Raw genomic sequence first — 24,984 nt, forward strand, 5'->3', positions numbered from 1 at the left:
TCAACGACAAAAAAAGGAGACACCATGAACCCGAATCGCATTTCGCGCCGAGGCTTCAACGCCGCTGCGGGCGCCGGCATCGCGCTCGCGGCCTTGAGCCCGTTCGCGAAGGCACAGTCCGCCTTTCCATCGAAGCCGATCCGCATCGTCGTGCCCTTTGCAGCCGGCGGCCCGACCGACCTGATGGCGCGCGCCATCGCCAAGAACATGGCGCCCAGCCTCGGCCAGCCGGTGATCGTCGACAACAAGCCCGGCGGCGGCGGCGTGATCGGCATGAGCGAGATCGCGCGCGGTGCGGCCGACGGCTACACGATGGTCTTTCCCTCGATCCTCGCGGTCACCAATCCGGCGCTGATGCCGAACTATCCCTTCGACACGCTGCGCGACTTTGCACCGCTCACGGTGGTGGGCTTCATTCCGCACGCGGTGGTGGTGAAGCCGGACTTCCCGGCCAGGAACCTGCAGGAACTGGTTGCGATGGCCAAGGCCAGCCCCGGCAGCCTCTCCTACGGCTCCTCGGGCAACGGCACCTCTGCGCACCTGGGCGCCGCATTGTTCGTGCAACGCGCCGGCATGCGCGCGGTCCATGTGCCCTACCGCGGCGCCGGCCCGGCGGTGCAGGACCTGCTGGGCGGCCAGATCCAGTTCATGTTCCTCGACATGAGTTCAGCGCTGGCGCAGATCAAGGCGGGCAAGCTGCGCGCGCTCGCAGTCGCGCCCAAGTCGCGCTTCGCCGGCCTGCCCGAGGTGCCGACCGTCGCCGAGCAAGGCTATCCCGGCTTCGACGTGCATGGCTGGTACGGGCTGCTGCTGAAGGCCGGCACGCCCGCGCCGGTCGTGCAGCGGCTCTATGGCGAGGTCAAGCGCGCGCTCGATACACAGGAAGTGCGCGAGATCTTCCAGGCCCAGGGCATCGAGCCCGGCGGCATGCCGCCGGCCGAATTCACGGCGCTGATACGCGATGACCTCGCGCTGTGGAAGCGCACGGTCCAGCAGTTGAACATCACCCTGCAATGAAGGAGCGCCGCCCCATGCGCATCGTCATTCCCGACGACTACCAGGACTGCGTCCGCACGCTCGACTGCTTCGGCAAGCTCGACGGGCACGAGGTCCGCATCTTCAACGACACGGTGATGAGCACCGATGAACTCGCCGCCCGTTTCGCGGACGCCGAGGCGATCGTGCTCACCCGCGAGCGCACGCGCATCGATGCGGCGCTGCTCGAGCGCCTGCCCGGCTTGCGCCTCATCAGCCAGACCGGCAAGCTGGCGGGCCACGTCGACCTTGCAGCCTGCACGGCGCGCGGCGTGGCGGTGGCCGAAGGCAGCGGCGCGGGTTCGGCCACCGCAGAACTGACCTGGGCACTGACGCTGGCAAGCCGCCGGCATCTGGTCGAGGAAGCCACGCGGCTGCGCCAGGGCCAGTGGCAAGGCCACCTGGGCCAGCAGCTCGGCGGCCAGCGTCTGGGTGTATGGAGCTATGGACGCATCGGCCGCCAGGTGGCCGCCTATGGACGCACGTTCGGCATGAAGGTCTGGGTGTGGGGGCGCGAAGGCTCGACTTCGGCGGCGCGCGCGGACGGCTTCGAAGTGGCGCCCTCGCGCGAAGCCTTTTTCGCGCAGAGCGACGTGATCAGTCTGCATGTGAGGCTCAGCGAGCACACACTGGGCATGGTCGCAGACGAAGACCTGGCGCGCATGAAGGCCAGCGCCCTGCTGGTGAACACCAGCCGCGCCGAACTGGTCGCACCCGGTGCACTGGAGCGCGCGCTGGCGGCGGGCCGGCCCGGGTTCGCGGCCGTGGACGTGTTCGAGGAAGAGCCCGTACGCGCTGCCGAACATCCGCTCCTGCACCTGCCCAACGCGCTGTGCACGCCGCACATCGGCTATGTCGAGCGCGACAACTACGAGCGCTACTTCGGCATCGCCTTCGACCACGTCAACGCGTTTGCCGCAGGGCGTTTGAGGGAGGTGCTCAACCCCTCGGTCCTGCGACCGGGGTAGGGCCTGTTTCGGAAGCTCGAGCGTCGCCGCGCCCTCAGGAATGCTTTTTTCTGAAACGCTGCTCGAGGCGGCGATGGCGCACACGGCGGATCGACTTATTCTGACGCTCCTCGGCCGGTCTGAATGTGACAACTTCACATTTAAAACGACTGGTCGTTCGAGACATCTTCTCGAGCCGGCCACTGGAGAACAGAATGCCACTCTTCCTTCTGTTGAGGCTGCAATGGGTGCAGCTGCCTGTCCGCGTCACCGATCCGGAGGAAGTCCGGCAGGTCTCGATGCTTCTGGCCACTGGCTTGATCGAGGCGGAGTTCGCAGCCATCAAATCGCGGGCACGGCAAGCCGTATGGCAGGTGGCAACGGTGACTCGCATCACGGAAGAGGGTTTCGCCGAGATCGCCAAGGCGGGCAGCGTGACCGGACCCGCGCGGACCTTCGTTCGATTCCCCAGGGGATTGCGGTTGCTGTGACCCTTGCGTCACACCCGACATGTGCCGGTTCAGACTGGCACCTGATCGGCACTCAGCCATCGATCGCAGCCCACAACCGCAAGGTCGCAGCCACGATGGCCTCGGGTGCATCTTCCTGCACCAAGGGTAGAGCTGCATCTCGTCCTCGCGCAACGCGTTCCCGACCGCTGTTCCGATATAGGCCCGCAGCATGGCTTCATGGATGTAGGCCGGGAGGCTCGCGAAGACCTCTTCATGCTTCCTGGCTGCCTGCACCAGCGGCGAGCCTTGCGGGCTGATTGCCACCGGGTCGACGAGGACGAGCGAGCGATAGTCCAGGCCATCCAGCAGATGGCCGCGCAGGGCGTTCGATCCGCCGAAATCGTGCGCCACCACGTCGGGGCTGCCGAGACCCCAATGCAGATACAGGGCCGCGAAAATCTCGTTTTGCACGCCGCGGGAGACGTCTGCGTCCGGCTTGTCGGAGAGCCCGTAGCCCCGCATGTCGAAGTAGAAAACGCGCCGCTCGCGAGCGAGGCATGGCGCGATGCGTCGCCACTCGGCCGACGAAAATGGCGTGCCGTGAAGAACCACGGCCGCAGGTCCATCCCCGATGGATCCCTACGCAATGGCATGTGGGTTAGCGCGCGGCCAGAGTAGCCAAAAGCAACCCGCCCCGATGAGGCGGGTTTTTTTTCTGCCTCCTGGGGCTCCTCAGCCTTACTGGAGATTGGAATGCTTGAAATCGAAGCTGCGCAGACTGCCAGCACCCTGTCCGTGCCAGCGGTCCTGCACATGGTTTGCGGAAAGATCGGGTCTGGAAAGTCGACGCTCACCAAAGCGGCTCGCGGCGGAGCCGAAGACGGTTCTCATCAGCGAGGACGATTGGCTCGCACGCCTTTATCCGAATGAGATTCATGCCATCGCGGATTACGTTCGCTGCGCCGGCAGGTTGCGCGAAGCGATGGCCGGCCACATTACGGCACTGCTCGCAGCCGGCACGTCCGTCGTACTCGACTTCTCCTCGAACACCACCACCACAAGAAGCTGGGCCCGAGGCGTTTTCGAGAAAGCTGGGGCAGCCCATCGCCTGCACTACCTGGAGGTTCCCGAGGAAGTTTGCAAGGCGCGCCTGCGTGTTCGCAACCTCTCGGGCGAACACCCCTTCCAAACGACTGATGCGGAATTTGATCAAATCACCAGCCATTGCATCCCGCCTGGGGCGGAGGAAGGCTTCAATATCGTTCGCTATGGCTGACAGTCTGTAGGCGGGCTGGCGAGAATGAATGACTGCGTTTGATGTGCACCGAAGCGCTGCATGTCAACAAGGCTGCATTTGATAGGCTCTCGCCCCCACCAGCTGCATCGCCTTCATCGTCTTCGCGATCCCCAGGATTCGCATCACCCGCTTGAGGTTGTACGTCAGCATCTCCCTCTCCAACGGCTGGGTCGATGCCCATCAGTGGGCATCAAAGGCGACTCCTATGACAACGCCCTGGCCGAGACCATCAACGGCCGCTACAAGCTGATTTGATCCATCGCCGTGCGCCCGGAAGGCGGCGGAACTTGCGACGCTTGAACGAGTGTGGTTCAACCATCTGAATCCCGAGGCGATTCACGGGGAGAGTCGAAGAGGGTTATGCATGAGTTCATGACCGCATCTATGCGCGGTGCCGAACAGACGCAGTCCGCGCCGGCAGTCATTGTGGCCGGCGTAGCCTCTATTGAGCTGCACCCCCAAAACTCCAAGGAACTGCCATGAAGAAGTATTTACTCCCGTCCGCCCTGTTGCTCGCTCTGCTCGGTGCATCTGCCTGCACCGGCCCCATGGGCCCTCAAGGCAACACGGGCAACACCGGAAGCACTGGCTACACAGGCGCCACAGGCGCCACAGGCGCGAGGGGAAATACCGGCAACACAGGGAACACAGGCGACACCGGTAGTACCGGCAACACCGGCGCCACAGGGGAAACCGGTAATCAGGGAAATACCGGCAACACGGGCAATACCGGCGCAACGGGCGCCAGAGGCAATACCGGCAGCACTGGCACCGGCAGTGGAACCGTTGTCGTGGTTCCGGCCGCACGCTGACGCATTGACCAACGCGCCCTTCTTTCGGGATGCTTCAGGGACCGTCCGGCGCTGGTTCGGCGCCTGAGGGCGACTGTCTGGTCACGAGATCTGGTTGGCGTCCCGCGTCCGTCAATGCCCGGCAGCGCAATAGGCGAGGAACTCATTGACTTCCGCTGCCTTGTCGAAGACCGCATCGGCGCCCAGACGAATGCACTCGGCGCGGTTGTCCGGAGAAGCCGCATTGGTCAACGCCACCACGATCCCCTTCTTTCTGCCGAGCACCGAAAGGGCGGCCAACACGCCGAGTCCTGTTCCCTGCTTCAGCAACAGATCCACGACGAGAAGCTGCCATGCCTCCTCGTTCGCCTGGAGCCAAGCCACAGCTTCGGCCTCAGAGAGCGCGGTCCCGACGACCTCTGCCTGCAGGTAGCCCTCGAGCACGACCTTGAGGCTGTCCTGGATCAATGGCTCGTCTTCCACTATGAAAACGGCAAGCGTCATTTAAGGAAGCCTCCTGCTGATGTCGTGAACCGCACAGGCCCGTCTCGTCACCGTGCGTGCGACGTCACTGGACAGGGAGAGCATTGCACCGAGTTCAACAAGGAGCAGGCTCGCATCTTCAAGGCCGCTTCGCCCCTGGCCGTCACCCGCATCACCGTGGCTTGACCGGAATAAGTTGTTCGCCCCTGGCAATGTATGAATGGCGGAAGATCTGCCTCTATCTGCCTCTATCTGCCTCTATCTGCCTCTATCTGCCTCTATCTGCCTCTATCTGCCTCTATCTGCCTCTATCTGCCTCTATCTGCCTTGCAGCGCGCAGCAAGTCACACTTCTCGATGTCCTCATGCGCATCGATGGTCATGGGCATATCTGCGGAGTAGAGCCGCTCGAGCAATTGCATGGGCATCGTGGATCCTCGCATCGATACGGGTTGACATCACCGGCTGATGAACTCGCATAGACCTCAGCGCTAGATGCGTCCCGTCAACAACAAGACAATCAGTACGAGCACGACGATGCCGAGAATTCCGCTCGGACCGTAACCCCAGCCACGGCTGTGCGGCCATGACGGAAACGCCCCGACCAGAACGAGGATCAGGATGATCAAAAGAATGGTGCCAATGCTCATGATTCACTCCTAGGTGCTTGCTTGATATCAAGATACCGAAGCAGCGCACTCCAGTCTGTTCGCTATCGAACAAACCGGAATGCGCTTGCCTGACGCCAGCAGATGGTTCTTCCTTGCCTCCGGGGCAGCAACGGCCATCACGGCGTCGGGAGCGCTGCTTTCTTCCGCGAGCAGGATTTTTCGCTCGCGATCGCCGATGCGCCCTCGCTGGTGATCGCGTCCACATGCGCAACTTCCAGGGCGAGTCTTTTCGCCTTGCCTTGAACCTCGAGAGTCACTTCGATCATGCCGCTCGCAGCCAGCCGCTTTGCCGCGGCAACATCCGCCGATAACGTGAGCCAGCGAGGCGGCGTCATGCGTCCGATCCGAATCAGTAATTGAGTATCCATGGCGAGTCCTTTCGGATGAGAGAACGATCGAGTGCCGGTCAGGGGAGGGCGTAACGCGGCAGGCATATGGTGAATACGCAACCGACACCCGGCACGTCCCGAACCGTCAGAGTGCCGAAGTCCGCTTCAACGCTTTGGCGGGCGATGGAAAGACCCAGACCCAATCCCGGCCTGTCATGACTGTGCTGATGGAAGGGGGCGAACATCTTGGCGGCGATTCCCGATGGCAGCCCTCCGCAGTGGTCTTCGACTTCGATCAGGACGTGCTCGCCAAGCTCATAGGCTTTCAAGGCGACGTCGGTGTGCGGGTGCGTGAACTTGAACGCGTTTTGCAGGAGGTTTGCCAGCGCGGCGAGCAGCAGTTCGCGATCTCCCCGGATGGCCAGCAGGGAATCGACAGGCGGCACCTCGAAGACGCAACCCACGGCGCTTGCGACGAGTTGGGCCGCGGTTTCAGCGTCCTTGATGAACAAGGCGACGGAAAATGTCTGCCGCTGGTCCGGTGCGCCGCTGCGCACCTCGGCGAGCGCCCGGCTGATCAGGGCACCCATTGCTGACAGGCTGCGTTTCAGCACGGCCCCGGTGGCGCCTCTCACTGTCATGTTGCCGAGTTCAAGCGCGTGAATCGCCAAGGTTGCTGTCCCTAGGGAATTGCGCAGCTCGTGAACCAAAAATCCGTAACGCTCTGTCGCGTCGAGGCTCTGCTGGCGGGCGATTTGCGTATCCCGCTGGAAGCTGAACTCGGTGACGGCGTCCGCAATGGCGTTGTCCAGGCACCGGTTCAAGGTCCGGAATTCCGCGACAGCGAACGGGGCATCGCGTTCAAAGGCCAGGTCCGTGATCGCCTGGCAAAGGTCGCCATAGTCGTGAACGACCTGGTCAACCGTGTAGCCCAGCTTCAGCAGCTCCTTGCCATGGGCTGTGGCGGACACCCCCATTTCCGACAAGGCCAGCGAGTCCCCGCCCGATGGCCCCGAGATCCTGATGCTGTCGGCGGGTTTGTCGTCCTCTTCGGCCGCAAGGGTTCTTATCAGCTGCTCGAGAAACAACGGGATGCCATTCGCCAGCTGATGTTCCGTGGCGGCCCGCCGGGGCCTCAGTGCAACCTTCGACTTGCACCGTGAAACCAGTTCCTCCCGGTTGTTGGTGAGAAAGTTGCGCATGTTCCGAGACCTCGATGGCTTTCGCCCGCTTCATTCAATGAATGTCGCCTGCTTCTACTTAGAAACTTGGAAGGCGTACCGACATCTTTAGCGGCTCAGGGGAGAATTGTCGGTGCGGTGTCGCACATACCGTGGCGTGCCGATTTGCGATCGGCACTTGCATTCCCTCGACTGTGTGCGGAAGCGCACAGACACCGAGGTATCGGCGGCAAAATGATGGGCACTTTGGAATCTCCTTCCGCCATGGCATCGTCTTCTCCCTCGTCTTCTTCGCGCGCAGCCGTGGCGCGCAACAGCCTCCTGGAGGTGATGCCGCCGGAGGTGCTGACGGGCCTGATGCCACTCCTTGAACTGGTGCCGCTCAAGCTGGGCGAAGTGCTGTACGAATCGGGCGTGGTCCAGCAGTACGTGTACTTCCCGACCGATTGCATCGTCTCGCTGCTGTACGTGCTGGAAAACGGGCAATCGGCCGAGATCGCCGTCGTGGGATTCGAGGGGATGGTCGGCGTGGCGCTGCTGATGGGCGGGGGCAGCACGCCCAACCGCGCCGTGGTGCAAAGCGCAGGCCACGCATTCCGCTTGAGCGCCAGCCACATCAAGCAGCTGACCGACAACGGCGGGCCCCTGCTGCATCTGCTGCTGCGCTACACCCAGTCACTCATCACCCAGATGTCGCAGACGGCCGTCTGCAACAGGCATCATTCACTGGAACAGCAGCTGTGCCGATGGCTGCTGCTGAGCCTCGACAGGCTGCCCGGCAACGAGCTGGTGATGACCCAGGAGCTGATCGCCAACATGCTCGGCGTACGGCGCGAAGGAGTGACGGAGGCGGCCGGCAAGCTGCAGCGCCTGAACCTGATCAAGTACTCGCGGGGCCACATCACGGTGCTGGACCGCCCAGGGCTGGAGAAGCAGGTGTGCGAGTGCTATGAGGTCGTGAAGCGTGAAACGGATCGTCTGCTCCCCCGTCAGCTCGCAACCTGAGCCAGCGGCGATCGCGCCGCATTGGTGCGCCTGCGCACAGACGCGAGAGGGGCCCTCGGCAACAATGCGCTCGGTTGCGCATTCCCGCGCTGATTCTTGATTCTTTCCAACAGGCGGTTCCGTGACATCAGCCCCGCCCCGCCCCATCCTCAATCGCCTGCTCGAGGCGCTGCCGCCCGCGGACCGGGCGCACCTGCTCGAGCGCTGCGACAGCGTGCAGCTGGCCACGGCGCAGATCCTCTACGAGCCGGGCGATGTCATTCATCACATCCATTTCCCCACGAGCGCGTTCGTCTCGCTGGTGTCGACCGCGGACGGCCACGATGGCCTCCAGACGGGGATGGTGGGCAACGAGGGCGCCCTGGGCTACGAGCTGTCGCTGGACGTGCAGCGCGCGCCGCTGCGGGCGCTGGTGCAGGGGGGCGGCATGGCTTGGCGTCTGACGGCGCAATCGTTCGCCCAGGAGCTGGAGCAGAACTCGAAGCTCAAGCGCATCCTCAATCGCTACGTCTGCGTGCTCTTGATGGAATTCGGCCGCTCGGGCCTGTGCAACCGCTTCCACTTGATCGAGGAGCGGCTGGCGCGCTGGCTGCTGACCACGCAGGACTGCGCGCATTCGACGCACCTCGCGCTGACCCATGAAGTGCTGGGCCGCATGCTGGGGGTGCGCCGGGTCGGCATCACCAATGCGGCAACGGCGCTGCACACGCGCCGGTTGATTGACTATCGACGGGGCGTCATCACGATCACGGACCGCGAAGGGCTGGAGAACGCGGCATGCGATTGTTACCGGGCCAACCGGCGCAGCTATGCGCACCTGATCGCATAGCTGCCGGTCGGCCGCGATGCGGCGCCGTCTTGCATGTGCGCTGCTCCAGGCAACAGCCGGCATGAAGCCGATCGATCCGGCAGTGCGCCTGGCCGGTCCGGCCTTTACCGTCGATTGCCGCCCCCCGGGCAACCTGGTGCTGCACTACGCGGTGCAGAAGGCTAGCACGTGTTTGGCACGTTGAAGCACTGGATGGGGTCCACCCACTTCCTGACGAAGACGCTGACGCACGTCAGCACCGAGATGAGCCTGCACGTGCTGGCGTACAACTCAAGCGGGTGATGCGAATCCTGGGGATCGCGAAGACGATGAAGGCGACGCAGTTGGTGGGGGCGTGAGCCTCTCAAACGCAGTCATTCTCGACAGCCCGCCTACTGGCTGTCTATTGAGGCCCACCAGGCATCGACAGCACCAGAGTTCGGCATACTGGCGCGACGAGGGCGTTTCCACACAGCCTCGGCCACGACCGGTCCTTGCGAGACGCCCCACGGCGGAACGTTCGATGGCAATGCGCCGAATCTTGCGGCATCGTCTGGGCAGGTTGATATTGTTAAGTACCTGCTGTCGCGCGGGGCCGGACTTGACACTAGTGAACCCGAAAGAAGCCCACTCTTTGCGGCCATCGTGCCGACCGCCTGGGTGGCCTTGGCGCTGATGCTGTATCGGGTCTTAAGATCAGGCCGCGCACCCCCCACGGCCAGGGGCGCACCCTGATCAACCATCCCCAGAGAGTTCGCATGAAGTCAGCAGGGCTGAAGGGCACTGTTTCCATTGAGCTCGTGCACGAGGCGATTCGCGCCGCCGCGCTCAGGAACATGGACATCAGCGGCGTGCTCGAGATCGCAAGGCTGGACCGCGATCTGCTGGACGCGCCGCGCGCGCGCATTTCGGCCGCTGCGTATTCGCGCATGTGGGTGGCGTTGGCCGATCTGATGGATGACGAGTTCTTCGGGCTGGACAGCCACGGACTGCGCCGCGGGAGCTATGCGCTCATGACGCGTGCGGCGGTCAGTTCGGAGAACCTGGAGCACGCCCTGCGCCGGATCCTCCGATTTCTTCACGCCACCTTGGACGACTTTCGCGGGGAGCTGGTCCGATCGGCGGACGAGGCGCGCGTGATCCTGCACGACGGTGGCGTGCTGCGCCGGCTGTTCGGCTACGGCACCTGGTTCATCCTCGTCCATGGGCTGGCATGCTGGCTCGTGCACAGGCGAATTCCGCTGCGCGAAATGCGGTTTCGATGCCCGCCTCCCGCCGATGACAGCCACTACCGCACGCGGTTCTGCGAGAACGTGAAGTTCAATGCCGAGACCACGCACATCACGTTCGCAAGCGAACTGCTCGACCTGAAGATCGCGGAATCTGCGCTGACCGTCGACAACTTCCTGCGGGCAGCGCCCGCCAATCTGCTGGTCAAGTACCGCAATGACTCGAGCACCAGCGCACAGGTCCGGCACCGGCTTCGCAGCCAGATGCCCGATGCGTGGCCCGAACTGGAGAAGCTCGCGCAAGCGCTCTGCATCTCCGGCACCACGCTCCAGCGTCGATTGCAGCAGGAGGGGCTGAGTTACCAGCGGGTGAAAGACGATCTGCGGCGGGACATCGCGATCGATCTCCTGTCGAGCGCCTCGTTGACGGTGGCGGAAGTCGCCGCCCGCACCGGCTTCCGGGAAACCAGCGCCTTTCATCGCGCATTCAAGAAATGGACAGGCGTCAGCCCGGGAAGCTATCGCTCCTCTGCGCACGTGCGGGAATAGGCCGCTGGCGCCCAGCGCGCGCCGAAGAGACATCCGCATGCCCGAAAGCCCCGGCCAGATCGAGGCCTGCGGGCATGGGCATCGGAGCCTTGCGGAACTAACCTGCTCGGGCAGTCCAGAAACAAGGAAACCCGCAATGAACCGAAGGATGGCGCCGCCGCTGGGCGCACAGGCGCTGCAAGGCGCAGTCGACTGGGCGATTGCCACGCGGCGCAGCATCAGGGCGTACTTGCCCAGGCCGGTGCCGCAGGAAGAGATCGAAGCGATTCTCTCGACCGCACGCTACAGCGCTTCCGGCATGAACATGCAGCCCTGGCATGTGCATGTCCTGACCGGGGCCGCGAAGGCCGGCCTGTCCGCTGCGATCGCAGCGCTCGACGACGACCCCGGAAGATCGGGGGAACTGCTCGAGCCCTACGACTACTATCCGCGCGAATGGCTCTCCCCGTACCTGGAGCGGCGCCGCAAGGTGGGCTGGGATCTCTATGGGCTGCTTGGCATTGCCAAGGGCGACAAGCAGCGCATGCACATGCAGCATGGGCGCAACTACCGATTCTTCGATGCGCCTGTGGGCTTGTTCTTCACGATCGACCGCGCGCTCCAGGAAGGAAGCCTGCTGGACTGCGGCATGTTCCTGCAGAGCGTGATGATCGCCGCACGGGGCCGCAACCTTCACACCTGTCCTCAAGCCGCCTTCCTGAAGTTTCATCGCCAGATCGCCGAGTTCCTGGGAATCCCCGCGGGCCAGATGCTTGTCTGCGGCATGAGCCTGGGCTACGCCGACGAGTCCTCCATCGAAAACTCGCTCGCCACCGAGCGAGAGCCGGTTTGCGCATTCACGACGTTCCACGACACCACGAAGGAGACAAGAACATGAGCGCGCAATCCTATGCAAAGGGCCTCGATCGCTGCGAGGCCAATCATGTGCCGCTGACGCCGCTCGGCTTTCTCGACCGCGCCGCGCTGGCCCATCCGAACCGCGTGGCCGTGGTGCACGGCGACCTGACGCGGACATGGGCGCAGACGCGCGAGCGCTGCCATCGCCTGGCGTCGGCGCTGGCGGCCAGAGGCATCCAGCCGGGCGACACCGTTTCGGTCCTGGCGCCCAACACGCCGGCGATGCTGGAGTCGCACTTCGGCGTGCCGCTGGCAGGTGCCGTGCACAACGCGATCAATCACCGGCTGGATGCTGAAGGGATTGCGTTCATCCTGCGCCATGGCGAATGCAGCTTGCTGCTGGTCGACCGCGAATTCTCCGGGACGGTTGCCGCCGCCTTGAAGCTTCTCGACAGCCCTCCCCCGGTCATCGACATCGAAGACCACCTCGCACCGCCCGGCGAACGCATCGGCGAGACCGACTATGAATCGCTGCTGGCCAGCGGCGACCCGGACTTCCCCGGCCGCTGGCCGAGCGACGAGTGGCAGCCCATCGCGCTGAACTACACCTCGGGTACGACGGGAGACCCAAAGGGCGTGGTCGCCAGCCACCGCGGCACCTACCTGATGAGCCTGCTGCAGATCACGAACTGGGCGATGCCGCGCGCGCCGAAGTACCTGTGGACACTGCCCATGTTCCATGCGAACGGATGGTGCTTCACCTGGGCCGTGACGGCGGCGGCCGGAACCCACGTGTGCCTGCGCCGGATTTCTGCCGAAGCGGTGCTGGAGGCCATCGACAAGTACCAGATCGACCATCTCTGCGCGGCGCCGGTCGTGATGGCCATGCTCTCGGATTCGGCGCGGAACCTCAGGCTGTCCCGTTCGGTGCGGGTACTGACCGCGGGATCCCCGCCTCCACTGGCCGTGCTGAACGCCGTCCTGGCGATGGGCTTCGACGTGGAGCACGTGTTCGGCATCACCGAGGTTTCCGGCACGCCGGTGAGTTGCGCGTGGCAAGACGGCTGGGACGATCTTGCGCCGGCCGAGCAAGGCAGGCTGCGGGTGCGCCAGGGCGTGCGGGCCGCCATGTTCGAAGGCCTCATGGTCGGCGATGCGGACACGCTGGAGCCGGTCCCCCGCGACGGAAAAACCGCCGGGGAGCTCATGCTGCGCGGGAACACGGTGATGATGGGCTACTTCAAGAACGAGGCGGCGACACGCAAGGCGCTCGCCGACGGCTGGTTCCGCACCGGCGACGTGGCGGTTCTTCATGGCAACGGCTATGCACAGATCACCGATCGTTCGAAGGATGTGATCATTTCGGGCGGCGAGAACATCTCTTCCGTGGAGATCGAGGATGTCGTTCATGGGCACCCGGCCGTCTTGCATGCCGCGGTGGTTGCCCAGCCCGACGGAAAATGGGGAGAGGTGCCGTGCGCGTTCATCGAACTCAGGACGGGCATTCCGGCGCCCTCCGAACAAGAGATCATTTCGTTCTGCCGGGAGCGGCTGGCCCACTTCAAGTGTCCACGCCGGGTGATATTCGGCAGCCTGCCGAAGACGGCCACGGGAAAGATCCAGAAGTTCCGCCTGCGCCAGCAGGCCGGAAGCCAGGAAGCCATCGCCGGCCTCGCGAGCCATGGTTGAGTTCGAGCCCGCCGCCGGTGCGCCGGTCGAACCCGGCTACCGCTTCTCGCGAACCCACACTTTCGACGAAGAGCAAGTCAGGGCATTTGCCTTGGCCGCGGGAGACGAGAATCCGCTGCACCACGATGCGGAGTTCGCAAGAAGCACGCGCTTCGGCGGACTGATCGCAAGCGCCACGCATACCACCTCGCTGCTGATGGGACTGACCGCCACGCATTTCGCAAAAAAAGGAAATGTCCTGGGCATCAACTTCTCTGTCGATCTGCTGCGTCCCGTATTGGCGAGCGAGACGGTGCTGATCGAGTGGAGCGTTGCATCGATCGCGGCCCGTCCGAAGGGCGGCAGCATCATCGAACTGCAGGGATGCATGAAAGGATCGGACGACCGGACCCGCGTTCTCGCACACGGCACCGTCCTGCTGACCTCCGGTGCGTGAGCGCGACCTGCGTGGTGGCAGGGCAAGGCCGTGATGACTGCACCGAGACCTTCTGTTCGGCGAACCCTAGCCGTTCAGTACGAGAGACCCTTCCGGATATTGCTCGCACATGAAATCGACAAACGCCCGAACCTTCGGCGCGGGAAGTCGCCTGGATGTATGCAGGACCCAGAGCGCGACCTCCACGCCCGAAACCATGCCCCACTGAACCAGTTCTCCGCGCGTCAGCTGATTCCACGCGATGGACTGCGGCATCAGGGCGGCGCCGGCGCCGGCGACCGCAGCGTCGCGAATCATCAGGAACGAGGAAAGCCTCAGCCTCGGGATCGGCTCCAGGACAAGGCGTCCATCGTCGAGCGTCCAATTCGTGGGTTCAAAGCTTGTTGAAACGACGCCGGGAACAGGGCTGACCTTGCCCTTGCCTGGCTTGGGCATGGGCACGGATGGCGCGGCCACGACCACCAGCCGGTCCTTCGCGAAACACCGGCCGACGAGGCTGCTGTCGGGGCTTGGGTTGATCCGGATCGCGGCGTCGAACTGCTCCTCGACGAGGTCGACCCGGCGATCCTCCGCCACCACCTCGCACGTGACCTCGGGGTAGGCCGCGCAGAACTCGGCGCCGATGCGGCCCATCGCCAGCTGGGAGAACAGCACCGGCGAAGCGACCCGCAAGCGCCCGCGCGGTACCGACAAGCCCTCGCGCGCGGAAGTCATGGCGTCAGCCACCTCGTGCATGGGCCCTTCGGTGCGGTCCATCAGCATCTGGCCGGCTTCCGTGAGCTTGAGCCCGCGGGCGCTGCGCTCGATGAGCCGCACGCCGAGCTGCTCTTCCAGGTCGGCGATGCGCCGGGACAGGGTCGCCTTCGATCTCCCGCTCGCGCGGCTTGCCTTTCCGAGGCCTCCATTCGCTGCGACGAGCGCGAAGTCGGTCAATGCGTTCAGGTCCATGTGTTCCGAATTTGAGACAAGGTGTCTTCATCTTCGCATCTTCGTTTTATCAATGCAACGGCCTATCTTCTCCTCATCGCAACTTCGACATGAGGAAATTGAAATGACCACCACCACTCAACGTGCTGTCCTGATCCGGGCCTATGGCGGTGCTGCCGCGGCCGAGGTCGCCGAGATCGCGAAGCCCGCAGCCGGACCGGGCCAGGTTCTGGTCCGCGTTCGGGCCGCCGGCGTGAACGGCATCGACTGGAAAGTTCGTGAAGGCTTCGTCCGGGAGGCTTTCCCGCTTCAACTGCCCGCCGTGCTGGGTATCGAACTCGCGGGTGTGGTCGAGGCGATCGGCCCCGGCGCCTCGCGCTTTCGTGTGGGCGATCGCGTCATGGGGCCGCTTGGCGGGCTGGGCGCCTATGCCGATTTCGTGGCAGTCGACGAGGCGAATCTGGTGTGCACGCCGCACGGCCTGGACGACGTCCATGCGGCCGGCATCCCCGTGGCGGCCGTGGCAGCCTGGCACAGCTTGCACCATGCCGGTCCGATCGCCGCAGGCCAGCGAATCCTGATCCACGGCGCAGCGGGAGGGCTGGGCGGCTATGCCGTGCAGTACGCCAAGCGGGCAGGCGCCGAAGTCTTTGCCACGGCGTCGACCGCGCACGTCGAATACGTGCGCAGCCTGGGCGCGGACCACGTCATCGACTACCGGACCCAACGCTTCGAGTCGATCGCGCGGGACATCGACCTGGTGCTCGACTACGTCGGCGGCGAAGTGCTCGATCGCTCCTGGCAGGTGCTGACGAAAAACGGCGCAATCGTCGGCACGTCCTCGCCCGACATCCTGGCGCGCACGCCCCCCGGCCGTCGCGGATTGTGGTTCATGAACAAGCCGGACGCAGCCCTGCTGGAACGGCTGGCGGCGGAGATCGCCCAAGGCACGCTGATCTCGAAGCTCAGCGAAGTCGTGGGCTTCGACGACATCCCCGCGGCCATCGAACGCAATCGCACCGACCCTCGCATCGGCAAGGTCGTCGCGGATTTTTCGCGCTGATCGCCCCTTGGCCCTCTCACCCGTTTTCCCCTCAACCCCTGGAGATTTTCATGAGCATTCTCGTCACAGGTGCCACCGGCACCATCGGTTCCCTGGTTGTCCAAGGCCTGGCCGCTGCCGGCGCCCAAGTCAGCGCGTTCGTTCGCACGCCCGGAAAGCAACCCTTCCCGGCCGGCGTCAAGGAGGTCGTCGGCGACCTGACCGACGTGCCCTCATTGCGCGCGGCGCTCTCGTCGGCGCGCACGCTGTTCCTGCTGAACGCCGTCACGCCCGACGAAGTGACGCAAGCCCTCGTCACGCTGAACCTGGCGCGCGAGGCCGGCATCGAGCGCATCGTCTACCTGTCGGTCATCCATGCGGACAAGTTCACCAACGTGCCGCACTTCACCGGCAAGCACACGGTCGAACGGATGATCGAAAGCCTCGACATTCCGGCGACCATCCTTCGGCCGGCCTACTTCATGCAGAACGATCGCATGGTCCAGCAGGTGATCCAGGGCTACGGCGTCTACCCGATGCCGATCGGCTCGGCGGGCGTCGCGATGATCGATGCGCGAGACATCGCGGACGCCGCCGTCGCCGAGCTGCTGCGCCGCGACCGCGCACCCGCGCCGTCACCACGCGTGACGCTGGAGCTGGTCGGGCCCGAGCTGTTGACCGGAGCGTCCGTGGCCAAGGCCTGGAGTGCCGCGCTCGGCCGCGAAGTGACATACGGCGGGGACGACGTGGCGGCCTTCGAAGCACAGATGGCCACATCGGGGCCATCCTGGCTTGCCTACGACATGCGCCTGATGATGGCCGGGATCCAGGAGTTCGGCATGCACGGTGCGGACGGCGCGGCGGATCGCCTGCAGGCCATGCTCGGCCGTCCTCTGCGCAAGTACGCCGACTTTGTCAACGAGGCCACCATTGAGGCCTCGTAGCCGGCGCGCTTCGCGCCGCTTCATCCCGCCCGGATCATCCTGCCTTGCGCGGCACGGGCGTGTTGAGCAGCTGCTGCTCCCAGAGGTACGCGATGCCGCTGCCGCTGAAGTGCTGGATGAGAATCTCGGTCAGCTCCTCGACATGCTCGGTGCGCGCCCAATCGCGCTGCCATTCGCCAGCGAGCGCCATCACGGTCATCATGTTCGCGCCGGCCGCGATCATTCGCTGGATGGCAACTTCGTGGGACTCCTTCGAAATCCCGCCCGACGCGTCGGTGATCACGGTCACGTCCCAGCCCTCGCCGGCGGCCTGGATGACAGGCATTGCGACGCAGACCTCGGTCCACAGGCCGGCGATGATCAGCTGCTTGCGGCCGGTCGCCTTGACGACATTCACCACATTCTCGTCCTGCCAGGTGTTCACCCAGGTGCGATCGATGACTTCCTGGTCCGGAAATACGTCGGTGATCTGCCTGAAGAGAAGTCCGCCGCGCGCCGCGATCACGCTGGTGAGAATGGTCGGAACATTGAAGGCTTTTGCCAGCTTCGCGAGCGCGGTCGTGTTGTTGACCACAGCTTGCGGATCGTGGCTGTTCAGGTTCGCGAGCTGGTAGGGCTGGTGGTCGATAAGGACGAGGACCGAATCTTCGGGACGAAGAAGCGAAGCGAGGCCGTTGCGAAAAGTCATTGGTGCATCCTTTGTTGCCGTTGTGGGCGACGTTGCCCGAAGCAGGATTGTGTTGTTCCCCCTTTTGATCCGGTAGTACCATCCCGCGGCGAGCTGTGTCGCGCAACGGGGAACACCAAGTTGGACATCGAAGAGCTGCAGACATTTGTGGAAGTTGCCGATGCCGGAGGGGTTTCGTCCGCCGCGCTCCGGCTCGGCGTGTCCAAGTCGATCGTCAGCCGCCGTCTCTCTCGGCTTGAAGCGGAACTTGGCATCCAGCTGCTTGCGCGATCCACCCGCGGGGCTGCTCTCACTGAAGCCGGGGCTACGTTCCGGGACTACGCAGCCAGGGCCTGCGCCGAGATCGACGTGGCCAGGGAAACGATCCTGCCCGCCGGCGACCTTCGCGGCCGCCTGCGCGTTGCTGCGCCGTTTTCTTTGGGCCCGACGCACTTCGCTCCCATCCTTGCGGAAATGGCACGACGCCACCCTCGGCTTCACATCCAGACCTGCTACAGCGATCGCTTCGTCGATCTCATCGCGGAGGGCTACGACTGTGCGATCCGGGTCGGCTATCTCCAGGACTCCAACCTGATTGCAAGACGCATCGGCCCGGTCCATGGGAAGCTCGTCGCGAGTCCGGACTATGTCAAGGCGCACGGCTCGCCCGAGACACCGGAGGAGCTCGCCGCGCATCAGGCCCTCATGCAGGGAACCGAGGCCTGGCAGCTCATGGATGGCGACAAGATCATCACGGTCCGTCCGCAGGGGCGCTTCAAGGCCGACAACGGCACTGCGCTGGTCGCCGCTGCTGCAGCAGGACTCGGGATCGCCTACCTGCCGGATTGGCTCACGCATGAACACGTGGCCTCCGGGGCGCTGGTGCCGGTCATGACGCGCCATCCACCACCCCCGGCAGGTGCATATGTCGTCCGACCGCCAGGTCAGCATCCCGCACGGAAGATCCGGGTCCTCACCGAACTCCTGATCGAGTATTGCGACCGGTCTCCGCACCCTGCCGGAGCTGCACCGGTCTGAGTGGCGCATCGACCGTGATGGTCGGTGAGCAGACATCCTTCTAAGGCAAAGTTTCGCGCTTGGCAAAGATGCTCGCCACTTCCGCCATGTGCTCGGTTCCCCAGGTGCACAGCGGGACGATCGCGTCGGCCAGGCTGCGACCGAGCGGGGTCAGTGCGTAGTCCACGCGCGGCGGCACCTCCTTGTAGTCGGTCCGCGCCAGCACGCGGTCGGCCTCCAGATCCTTCAGATGCTGGATCAGCACCTTGTCGCTGACGCCCTCGATCAAGCGCTTGAGCTCGCCGTAGCGCCTTGGGCCGTCGCGCAGGAAAAACAGGATCAGCGGTTTCCACTTGCCCGAGATGATGCGCAGCGTGGCGTCGAGCCCGCAGGAGAAGCCGCCGGTACCGCAGATTGGATGAGAAGGCGTCGTCATTTTTGATACTTACCTAAAAGTGCATACTTGTCCTTAGGTTATCAGAACTCCATACTTGTCCTCAAGCAGTTTTCTGCTTCCGTGCAACACCAACTATGGATCCCATGACATGACCAGACTGAATGGAAAGACCGCCGTGATCACCGGCGGCGCGACCGGCATCGGCCGCGCCGCGGCAAAGCGCTTCATCGAGGAGGGCGCCTTCGTCTTCATCTTCGGCCGCCGGCAGGAAGCGCTAGACGCCGCCGTGGCCGACCTCGGGCCCAATGCCCGCGCGGTGAGTGGCTCTGTCTCGGATGAGGCCGACCTCGACCGGCTCTACGCGGCGGTGAAGGCCGAGCGCGGAACCCTCGACATCGTCTTTGCCAATGCCGGGGTGGGAAGCCAGCTTCGGCTGGGCGAGATCACCGCCAAGCACATTGACGAAACCTTCGACATCAATGTGAAGGGCACGATCTTCACGGTCCAGAAGGCGCTGCCGCTGATGGGCCAGGGCGGCTCGATCATCCTGACCGGATCGAGCGCCGGCACCACGGGCGCCCCGGCATTCAGCGCCTACAGCGCGAGCAAGGCGGCGGTGCGCAACCTCGCGCGGACCTGGGCGGAGGACCTCAAGGGCACCGGCATCCGGGTCAACGTGCTGTCGCCCGGGCCGACCGCAACCGAACTCGCGAAGGCAGCACTGGGCGAGGAGGGCCTGAAGGTCTTCGCCTCGATGAATCCGCTCCAGCGCATGGCCGATCCCGCTGAGATCGGTGCGGCGGCTGCCTTTCTCGCATCGTCGGACAGCAGCTTCATGACCGCCAGCGAGGTCGCCGTGGACGGCGGCCTGGCGCAACTCTGACAACCGAAGGAAATACATGAGCTACGCAATTATTGGATTCGGCAAGATCGGCCAGGCGCTTGCCAAGGCGTTTGCCCGCAGCGGCATTGAAGTGTCCGTTGCAACCACGCGCGACCCGGAAAGCTTTGCGTCCGATGCGGCCGCGATCGGACCCGGGATCATCCCCAAGAAACTGGCGGACGCCATCAAGGCGGACATCGTCTTTTTGGCTGTCCGTTTCGAGTCGCACCGGGATGTCGCGAAGGCGCTTCCCACCTGGCAGGGAAAGATCCTCGTCGATGTGACCAACACCCGCGTGCCCCCTGAGGAACTGGGAGGACAGCCTTCTTCCAAGGCCGTCGCGCAGGCCTTCACCGGCGCAAGGCTGGTCAAGGGCTTCAACCATTTGGGCGCTGCCGTCCTTGCCCAGGACCCGGCCGTTCATGGTGGCAGGAGAGTCGTGTTCCTGGCGAGCGACGATGACGGCGCCGCAGCGGAGATCGGTGCGCTTGCGGAAGATCTCGGTTTCTCGCCGATCCAACTTGGCGGGCTTTCGGAAGGTGGACTGCTTGTGCAGGCGCGCGGAAATAGCTGGGGTCAACTGATCTTCAAGGACTTGGTCAAGTTCGACTGATCGCTCGGCCCTGGCTACTTGGGGCGAATCCTGTCACGCCAGCCCCTTGTGGACGCCTGTTCATTCCAAGTAGTCAATGAACTGCGGGATCACCTCGCGCAGGAAGCGGATTTCCTCTGTGGGAATGCTGCGCGACTCCAGGTCGAAATGGATGAAGGTGCCATAGGGCGTGCCGCATTCTCGCGTCAGCAGCCGGCCGTAGTACGACTCGACCATGCCGGCATAAGGCCGGTTCGTCAGGCGCTGATCCTCCGAGGCATGGCTGGTCACGAACTCGCCGTGCTCGAGCGCGTACTGGCAGAAGCTCTTGCCCAGAGGCACCACCTTCAGCCAGGTGCGGTATTCAGAGTCGCGGTCGAAGGCATGCGCCGCGCGCATCAGCTCGCCGTTCAATTTGTAGATCGCCGTGAACCGATAGGACGTCCTGTCGTTGAGCAAGGCCAGCGCCGGAACAATCCCGCGGCTGGCAAGAAGGCTGCGAACGGCCGCAGCGGGCGCTGGCAAGTCGACGTCGAGCATGGGCACCTTGGTTGGGACGTGGGCGCGAATCTTACGTAGTTCTTACTGTGCTCGGGAACCGGGTTTGACCCTCATCTTGTCAACGCAAACCCTTAGAGGATCCCGCGAATCTCGCGGCTCCCCGGACGTCTGACGGCCAGAACCGTAGCCGCACCGCATTGCGGCCGCCGGCCCTCACTCTCCCTTGATGCCTTGCACGCGGATCAACTCCGCCCAGCGCGTGTATTCGCTGCGAATCAGGCGACCGAGCACGTCGGGCGCGCCGCCCGCCGGGGTGATGCCCATGGCGACCATCCTGTCGCGCACCGCCGGTTGATTCAGCGCGTTATTGAACGCGGTGTTGAGTCGCCGGATCGCCGGCTCAGGCGTGCCCGCCGGGGCCGCGAAGGCGTACCACGGCTCGATGACGAAGCCGGCAAAACCCAGTTCTTCCATCGTGGGAACGTCCGGCAGATTGGCCGAGCGCGTCTTGCCCGTCACCGCCAGCGCACGCACCTTGCCCTGCTTGATGAAGGGCAGGATGGAAGGCTCGTTGTCGAAGAACACCGGGACCTGGCCGCCGATGAGGTCGGTGATGGCAGGCCCCGATCCCTTGTAGGGCACATGTGTCATCTCGATGCCCGCCATCTTCTTGAGCAACTCGGCGGCCAGGTGGTTGGAGGCGCCCACGCCCGAAGACGCGTAGGCCATGGGCTGGCGCCTGGCCTGGTCTACCAGGTCCTTCACGCTGCGGATACCCGCATCGTTGTTGACGGCGAGCACATTGATCGATGCGCCCAGCAGGATCACCGGTGCCATGTCCTTGAACAGGTCGTAGCCGACGTTCTTGTACAGGCTCGGATTGATGGCGCAGCTGCCAATGCTGCACTGGACCAGCGTGTAGCCGTCGGCCGGCGCCTTCAGCGCCGACGCCGTTCCCACGCTGCCGGCGGCTCCGGCACGGTTGTCGACGATGACGGGCTGCCCCAGCTCCGCCGACACCGCATTGGCAAGCAGGCGCCCGACCACGTCCGCGCTGCCACCGGGCGGAACCGGGATGACCAGCTTCACCGGGTGGGCTGGATAAGTCTGTGCGGCAGCAGGCCAGCCCGCAGCAGCGATGAGGCCGAACAGGACGGCGGCGAAGAAGCGGCGTTGCATGCTATTTCCAGCCGTCGACCAGCCGCTTGAGCTGCGCCAGGTCCGCTTCCGGCAGCGGCCAGGTGCTGGGCGGCCGGGCCGCGCCGCAGTCTCGCCGGGCGTATTGCAGCGCCGCTTTCACCACGCTCACGTTCGAGCCGTTGCGCTCATGCGTGCGCAATTCCTCGAAGGCCGCGATGCCGCCGATCAATTCCATCGCCAGTTGGTGGTCCCCCTTCGCCAGCGCGGCGTGAATGCGCACGGACAGGTCGGGCCGCACGTTGATCAGCCCCGAGGTGAAGCCGCGGGCGCCCACCGCATACATCGGCGGGGCCCAGGGCTCGGCCAGGCCGCACACCCAGGCCAGGCCGCGATCGGCCACCTGCGCCATGGCCTGCACCAGGCGCAAGGGCGTGGGCGAGGCCCATTTCACGCCGATGACCTGCGGAATTCGGCACAGGGCTTCGATCGCCGGCAGGCCGATCGCGTCGTCACGCAGATAGAGCACGACGGGCAGGCCGTCCGCCGCGTCGGCAATCCGGCGCACATACGTGACCACACCGCTGGGCGCGACGAAGGGGTCCGTCAGCTGATGCACCATCAGGGCAGCGGCACCTGCCTTGCGTGAGGCGCGCGCCAGGGCGCAGGCGTCGTGGACGCTGCGACCCACGCCACCCAGCAAGGGCACGCGGCCACGCACATGTTCCGCCGCGGCATGCACCATGCGCTCAGCCTCCGCCATGGTCAGGCCGAAGAACTCGCTGGTGTTGCCGTTGGCCACCAGCACATGGACGCCGGCCTCGATGGCGCGGTCGACGATGGGCTCCAGGCGATCGGGCGCGATGTGGTCCGCATCGTCGAAGGGCGTCACCAGGATGCCCGAGATGCCGTCCAGGGCGGTCCTGAGGGAAGTTGTCGGTTCAGTCATGTCGTCGGTCTCGTGGAGTTGCGCGGGTGTTGTCATTGGCCTGCCTCGACAGGGAAGAGACGGACAGGCGCAGGCTGCATGTCATCGCCTCGCCGGGCGCGAGCACCCGCCAGCCAGTGTCGGCGCGCGCCGCAGCCAGGTTGGCGGCGTCCACGACATGCGAGACCGGTTCCACGCAGAAGTACGCTCCCGGACCCGGCCGATGCAGCACCAGGTGCTGCAGCGCGGAGCTGGCCAGCAGTTCGATGGCGGGACCATCGGCCGCCGCCATCCGCGCTTGTCCGTTCCACCCGCCGTAGTAGCGGGTGCATTCGACATCGGGCAAGGCGTTCGCCGACGCGTAGTCGTCCGCCGGACCGGTCGGCACCGGCGTGCTCGCAAGGAATTCGGCGTCCGCCGGCCAGACGGTGCGCGCATCGAACTGCAGGCTCTGCGCGAAGCGGGCCGGGAAATAGGGATGGAAGCCGCAACCGCCTGGCATCGGCTCCCGGTCGTCGTTGGTGACCCGCAGGCTCAGCGTGATGCCTGCGGCGTCGAGCTCCACCCCCTGTTCGGCCCGAAAAGCCCATGGCCAGCCGTGATCCCCCGGCACATGGACATAGGTCATGGTGGCGCGGTCCGCTGCGTGTTGCTCGAGGTGCCATGGACGCTGCTGGCTGACGCCGTGCAGCGCGTGCCGTTCCCCCGGATGAAGCGGCAACTGCACCCTGCCCTGCGTGCCGGCGATGCGGCCATCGCGGATGCGGTTCGAGAACGGAACCAGGGGATAGCAGCCGGCCTTGGGCCACTGGGCGGATTCAAAACCGCCGGCGCGGACGGCGTCGTCGAGCGGCACCAGCCAGTCGATTCGTTCGCCCGCGGTTAGGCGGGAGCTGAGGCTGGTGACGCGTCCGCCGGCAGCCGGCGCCAGCGTCGCCGTCAGCGCTGCGCTGCGCAGCGTGGTGTCGGGCGTCACGTTCAGATGCATCGCCATCCACTCACGACTTCGAACTGCGGATGGTGACGTCAGGCCGCTGCAGCAGCGCCGGCGACAGCGCCAGGCCCAGGCCCGCGCCGGGCGGAACCGTCGCATGGCCGGCGCGGACATCGGGCAGCTGCGTCACGAGCTCGCGATACCAGCCTCCCAGGTAAGCGCGCACCACTTCCTGCAGCACCACATTGGTCGTGCTCATCGCCAGGTGGAGCGACGCCGCGAGCACGACCGGGCCGGTGCAGTCATGCGGCGCGACCGGTTTGTGAAAGGCCTTCGCCAGGGCCGCGATCTTTCTGGCTTCGGAGAGACCCCCGACCCAGCCCAGGTCCAGCATCACATAGTCCACCGCATTGTTCTTGAGCAGCTGGATGAATGGCTGGACGGTGGCCAGCGTCTCGCTGCCGCAGACCGGAATGCGGGTGCGCGAACGGAATTCGGCGATCGTGTCCAGGTTGGACATCTGGATCGGGTCCTCGACCCAGTAGGGCTTGAACTCCTCGAGCGCCTGCGCGATCCGCACGGCCATCGGCAGGTTCCACATCGAATGGAGCTCCACCATGATGTCCATCTCGTAGCCGACAGCACGCCGGATTTCGCGGAATGGCTCGAGCGCGGTGTTCAGGTCGCGGGCCGAAATCGACTGCCCGCCGCTGGCCTGGGCGAAGGGATCGAAGGGCCAGATCTTCATCGCCTTGTAGCCCTCGGACAGCAGGCTTTCGGCCAACGCCGCGGGGCGCTTGACGAATGCAACCTGGTCCTCGTAAGGCCCTTCCGGCGCGACGTCGGCGCTGGCCTGCGTCACGGAGCGGCGCTGTGGGGCCTTGTTGTAGGTGTAGCCCGCGCAGGTGTTGTAGACCGGGACGCGTTCGCGCACGGCGCCGCCGAGCAACTGGTAGAGCGGCTGTTGCGTGACCTGGCCGAACAGATCCCACAGCGCGATGTCGACCGCCGAAGCGGCGCGCGTTTCGGCGCCGCTGCTGGCAAAGCCGACATAGCCGTACAGCAGGTGCTGGCTGTGGGCTTCGATGGCGAGCGGATCCTTTCCCAGCAGGTAGGGCGCGACCAGTTCATGGATCTGCGCCTGCACGGCCTGGGCGCCACGAAAGGTTTCCCCCAGGCCCACCAGGCCGGTGTCGGTGTGGATCTGCACCCACAGGATGTTGGGATAGGCGGCCGCGTGGACCGTATCGACTTGCGTGATCTTCATGGGGGTCGGC

27 protein-coding genes and 3 pseudogenes are annotated in these 24,984 nt (G+C 64.9%); 17 read left to right on the forward strand and 13 right to left on the reverse strand.

All coding sequences use genetic code 11. The features are described 5' to 3' along the window. Positions 1-24: 24 nt before the first annotated feature. Both QFZ47_RS00805 and QFZ47_RS00810 read left to right on the forward strand, forming a co-directional pair. Entirely contained in the window at positions 25-1,017 is a 993-nt protein-coding gene (locus QFZ47_RS00805; RefSeq protein WP_307653808.1) for a Bug family tripartite tricarboxylate transporter substrate binding protein, read from the forward strand. Between the two features lie 14 nt (positions 1,018-1,031). Continuing rightward, positions 1,032-2,003, forward strand: coding sequence for a D-2-hydroxyacid dehydrogenase family protein (locus QFZ47_RS00810; protein ID WP_307653809.1), 972 nt, complete (start codon positions 1,032-1,034; stop codon positions 2,001-2,003). A gap of 140 nt (positions 2,004-2,143) precedes the next feature. Here the strand turns inward: QFZ47_RS00810 and QFZ47_RS00815 are convergent, their stop codons facing one another. Continuing rightward, on the reverse strand, positions 2,144-3,046 hold the full coding sequence (locus tag QFZ47_RS00815; RefSeq protein WP_307653810.1) for an alpha/beta fold hydrolase: 903 nt from the start codon (positions 3,044-3,046) through the stop codon (positions 2,144-2,146). A 141-nt stretch (positions 3,047-3,187) separates the two neighbouring features. On the opposite strand from QFZ47_RS00815, the pseudogene QFZ47_RS00820 reads away from it, so the two are divergent. From QFZ47_RS00820 to QFZ47_RS00830, 3 genes and pseudogenes are all read left to right on the forward strand, one after another. Beyond that, positions 3,188-3,710 (forward strand): annotated as a pseudogene (locus QFZ47_RS00820) (P-loop nucleotide/nucleoside kinase family protein). Between the two features lie 189 nt (positions 3,711-3,899). Then, positions 3,900-4,050, forward strand: a pseudogene (locus tag QFZ47_RS00825) (IS3 family transposase); the annotation flags it as partial. Positions 4,051-4,210: 160 nt separating this feature from the next. Further along, positions 4,211-4,543 carry a collagen-like protein gene (locus QFZ47_RS00830; protein WP_307653811.1) on the forward strand — a complete coding sequence of 111 codons (333 nt, stop codon included), beginning with the start codon at positions 4,211-4,213 and terminating at the stop codon, positions 4,541-4,543. Between the two features lie 111 nt (positions 4,544-4,654). On the opposite strand, the gene QFZ47_RS00835 is transcribed toward QFZ47_RS00830, so the two are convergent. From QFZ47_RS00835 to QFZ47_RS00850, 4 genes are all read right to left on the reverse strand, one after another. Continuing rightward, entirely contained in the window at positions 4,655-5,026 is a 372-nt protein-coding gene (locus tag QFZ47_RS00835) for a response regulator (RefSeq protein WP_307653812.1), read from the reverse strand. 469 nt (positions 5,027-5,495) lie between these two features. Continuing rightward, entirely contained in the window at positions 5,496-5,654 is a 159-nt protein-coding gene (locus tag QFZ47_RS00840) for a DUF3309 family protein (RefSeq protein ID WP_015866021.1), read from the reverse strand. Between the two features lie 137 nt (positions 5,655-5,791). Next, on the reverse strand, positions 5,792-6,043 hold the full coding sequence (locus QFZ47_RS00845) for a hypothetical protein (RefSeq protein WP_307653813.1): 252 nt from the start codon (positions 6,041-6,043) through the stop codon (positions 5,792-5,794). 38 nt (positions 6,044-6,081) lie between these two features. Further along, a complete protein-coding gene (locus tag QFZ47_RS00850; protein WP_307653814.1) occupies positions 6,082-7,206 on the reverse strand; it encodes a sensor histidine kinase in 1,125 nt (374 codons plus the stop codon). A 243-nt stretch (positions 7,207-7,449) separates the two neighbouring features. Here QFZ47_RS00850 and QFZ47_RS00855 point away from each other — a divergent pair, with 243 nt between their 5' ends. From QFZ47_RS00855 to QFZ47_RS00890, 7 genes and pseudogenes are all read left to right on the forward strand, one after another. Continuing rightward, positions 7,450-8,190 (forward strand): Crp/Fnr family transcriptional regulator, encoded by a 741-nt coding sequence (locus tag QFZ47_RS00855; RefSeq protein ID WP_370880549.1) that lies wholly within the window; start codon positions 7,450-7,452, stop codon positions 8,188-8,190. 121 nt (positions 8,191-8,311) lie between these two features. Continuing rightward, positions 8,312-9,019: a Crp/Fnr family transcriptional regulator gene (locus QFZ47_RS00860; protein ID WP_307653815.1), complete on the forward strand. Its 708-nt coding sequence runs from the start codon at positions 8,312-8,314 to the stop codon at positions 9,017-9,019. A 165-nt stretch (positions 9,020-9,184) separates the two neighbouring features. Next, positions 9,185-9,357: pseudogene (locus tag QFZ47_RS00870) on the forward strand (IS5/IS1182 family transposase); the annotation flags it as partial. 399 nt (positions 9,358-9,756) lie between these two features. Then, a complete protein-coding gene (locus QFZ47_RS00875) occupies positions 9,757-10,776 on the forward strand; it encodes an AraC family transcriptional regulator (RefSeq protein ID WP_307653816.1) in 1,020 nt (339 codons plus the stop codon). Between the two features lie 136 nt (positions 10,777-10,912). Next, entirely contained in the window at positions 10,913-11,653 is a 741-nt protein-coding gene (locus tag QFZ47_RS00880) for a nitroreductase (RefSeq protein ID WP_307653817.1), read from the forward strand. Next, positions 11,650-13,302: an AMP-binding protein gene (locus QFZ47_RS00885; RefSeq protein WP_307653818.1), complete on the forward strand. Its 1,653-nt coding sequence runs from the start codon at positions 11,650-11,652 to the stop codon at positions 13,300-13,302. The genes QFZ47_RS00880 and QFZ47_RS00885 overlap by 4 nt, the downstream gene beginning before the upstream one ends. After that, a complete protein-coding gene (locus QFZ47_RS00890; protein WP_307653819.1) occupies positions 13,295-13,738 on the forward strand; it encodes a MaoC family dehydratase in 444 nt (147 codons plus the stop codon). The genes QFZ47_RS00885 and QFZ47_RS00890 overlap by 8 nt, the downstream gene beginning before the upstream one ends. 66 nt (positions 13,739-13,804) lie before the next feature. Here the strand turns inward: QFZ47_RS00890 and QFZ47_RS00895 are convergent, their stop codons facing one another. After that, positions 13,805-14,686 carry a LysR family transcriptional regulator gene (locus QFZ47_RS00895; RefSeq protein ID WP_307653820.1) on the reverse strand — a complete coding sequence of 294 codons (882 nt, stop codon included), beginning with the start codon at positions 14,684-14,686 and terminating at the stop codon, positions 13,805-13,807. A gap of 103 nt (positions 14,687-14,789) precedes the next feature. Between QFZ47_RS00895 and QFZ47_RS00900 the strand changes: the two genes are divergently transcribed. Further along, positions 14,790-15,728 (forward strand): NADP-dependent oxidoreductase, encoded by a 939-nt coding sequence (locus QFZ47_RS00900; RefSeq protein ID WP_307653821.1) that lies wholly within the window; start codon positions 14,790-14,792, stop codon positions 15,726-15,728. Positions 15,729-15,778: 50 nt separating this feature from the next. Continuing rightward, on the forward strand, positions 15,779-16,651 hold the full coding sequence (locus tag QFZ47_RS00905) for an NmrA/HSCARG family protein (protein WP_307653822.1): 873 nt from the start codon (positions 15,779-15,781) through the stop codon (positions 16,649-16,651). Positions 16,652-16,685: 34 nt separating this feature from the next. Here QFZ47_RS00905 and QFZ47_RS00910 read toward each other — a convergent pair whose 3' ends face one another. Continuing rightward, positions 16,686-17,339, reverse strand: coding sequence for a hydrolase (locus tag QFZ47_RS00910; protein ID WP_307653823.1), 654 nt, complete (start codon positions 17,337-17,339; stop codon positions 16,686-16,688). A gap of 120 nt (positions 17,340-17,459) precedes the next feature. Here QFZ47_RS00910 and QFZ47_RS00915 point away from each other — a divergent pair, with 120 nt between their 5' ends. Then, a complete protein-coding gene (locus QFZ47_RS00915; RefSeq protein ID WP_307653824.1) occupies positions 17,460-18,356 on the forward strand; it encodes a LysR family transcriptional regulator in 897 nt (298 codons plus the stop codon). Between the two features lie 40 nt (positions 18,357-18,396). Here the strand turns inward: QFZ47_RS00915 and QFZ47_RS00920 are convergent, their stop codons facing one another. Further along, positions 18,397-18,771 (reverse strand): winged helix-turn-helix transcriptional regulator, encoded by a 375-nt coding sequence (locus QFZ47_RS00920; RefSeq protein WP_307653825.1) that lies wholly within the window; start codon positions 18,769-18,771, stop codon positions 18,397-18,399. A gap of 109 nt (positions 18,772-18,880) precedes the next feature. Here QFZ47_RS00920 and QFZ47_RS00925 point away from each other — a divergent pair, with 109 nt between their 5' ends. Next, positions 18,881-19,615, forward strand: a complete 735-nt coding sequence (locus QFZ47_RS00925; protein ID WP_307653826.1) for an SDR family NAD(P)-dependent oxidoreductase — start codon at positions 18,881-18,883, stop codon at positions 19,613-19,615. Positions 19,616-19,631: 16 nt separating this feature from the next. Beyond that, a complete protein-coding gene (locus QFZ47_RS00930; protein ID WP_307653827.1) occupies positions 19,632-20,228 on the forward strand; it encodes an NADPH-dependent F420 reductase in 597 nt (198 codons plus the stop codon). Between the two features lie 60 nt (positions 20,229-20,288). On the opposite strand, the gene QFZ47_RS00935 is transcribed toward QFZ47_RS00930, so the two are convergent. The 5 genes from QFZ47_RS00935 to QFZ47_RS00955 all read right to left on the reverse strand — a co-directional run bounded on the left by QFZ47_RS00935 (position 20,289) and on the right by QFZ47_RS00955 (position 24,974). Beyond that, positions 20,289-20,747 (reverse strand): hypothetical protein, encoded by a 459-nt coding sequence (locus QFZ47_RS00935; protein WP_307653828.1) that lies wholly within the window; start codon positions 20,745-20,747, stop codon positions 20,289-20,291. Between the two features lie 174 nt (positions 20,748-20,921). After that, positions 20,922-21,887, reverse strand: a complete 966-nt coding sequence (locus QFZ47_RS00940) for a Bug family tripartite tricarboxylate transporter substrate binding protein (protein ID WP_307653829.1) — start codon at positions 21,885-21,887, stop codon at positions 20,922-20,924. Position 21,888: 1 nt separating this feature from the next. Then, positions 21,889-22,794, reverse strand: a complete 906-nt coding sequence (locus tag QFZ47_RS00945; RefSeq protein WP_307653830.1) for a dihydrodipicolinate synthase family protein — start codon at positions 22,792-22,794, stop codon at positions 21,889-21,891. Beyond that, a complete protein-coding gene (locus QFZ47_RS00950; RefSeq protein WP_307653831.1) occupies positions 22,787-23,767 on the reverse strand; it encodes an aldose 1-epimerase in 981 nt (326 codons plus the stop codon). Before QFZ47_RS00950 ends, QFZ47_RS00945 begins: the two co-directional genes overlap by 8 nt. Positions 23,768-23,771: 4 nt before the next feature. Then, a complete protein-coding gene (locus QFZ47_RS00955; RefSeq protein ID WP_307653832.1) occupies positions 23,772-24,974 on the reverse strand; it encodes a mandelate racemase/muconate lactonizing enzyme family protein in 1,203 nt (400 codons plus the stop codon). Positions 24,975-24,984: the final 10 nt, after the last annotated feature.

It is taken from the genome of Variovorax paradoxus (assembly GCF_030815975.1).
Classification (GTDB): domain Bacteria; phylum Pseudomonadota; class Gammaproteobacteria; order Burkholderiales; family Burkholderiaceae_C; genus Variovorax; species Variovorax paradoxus_N.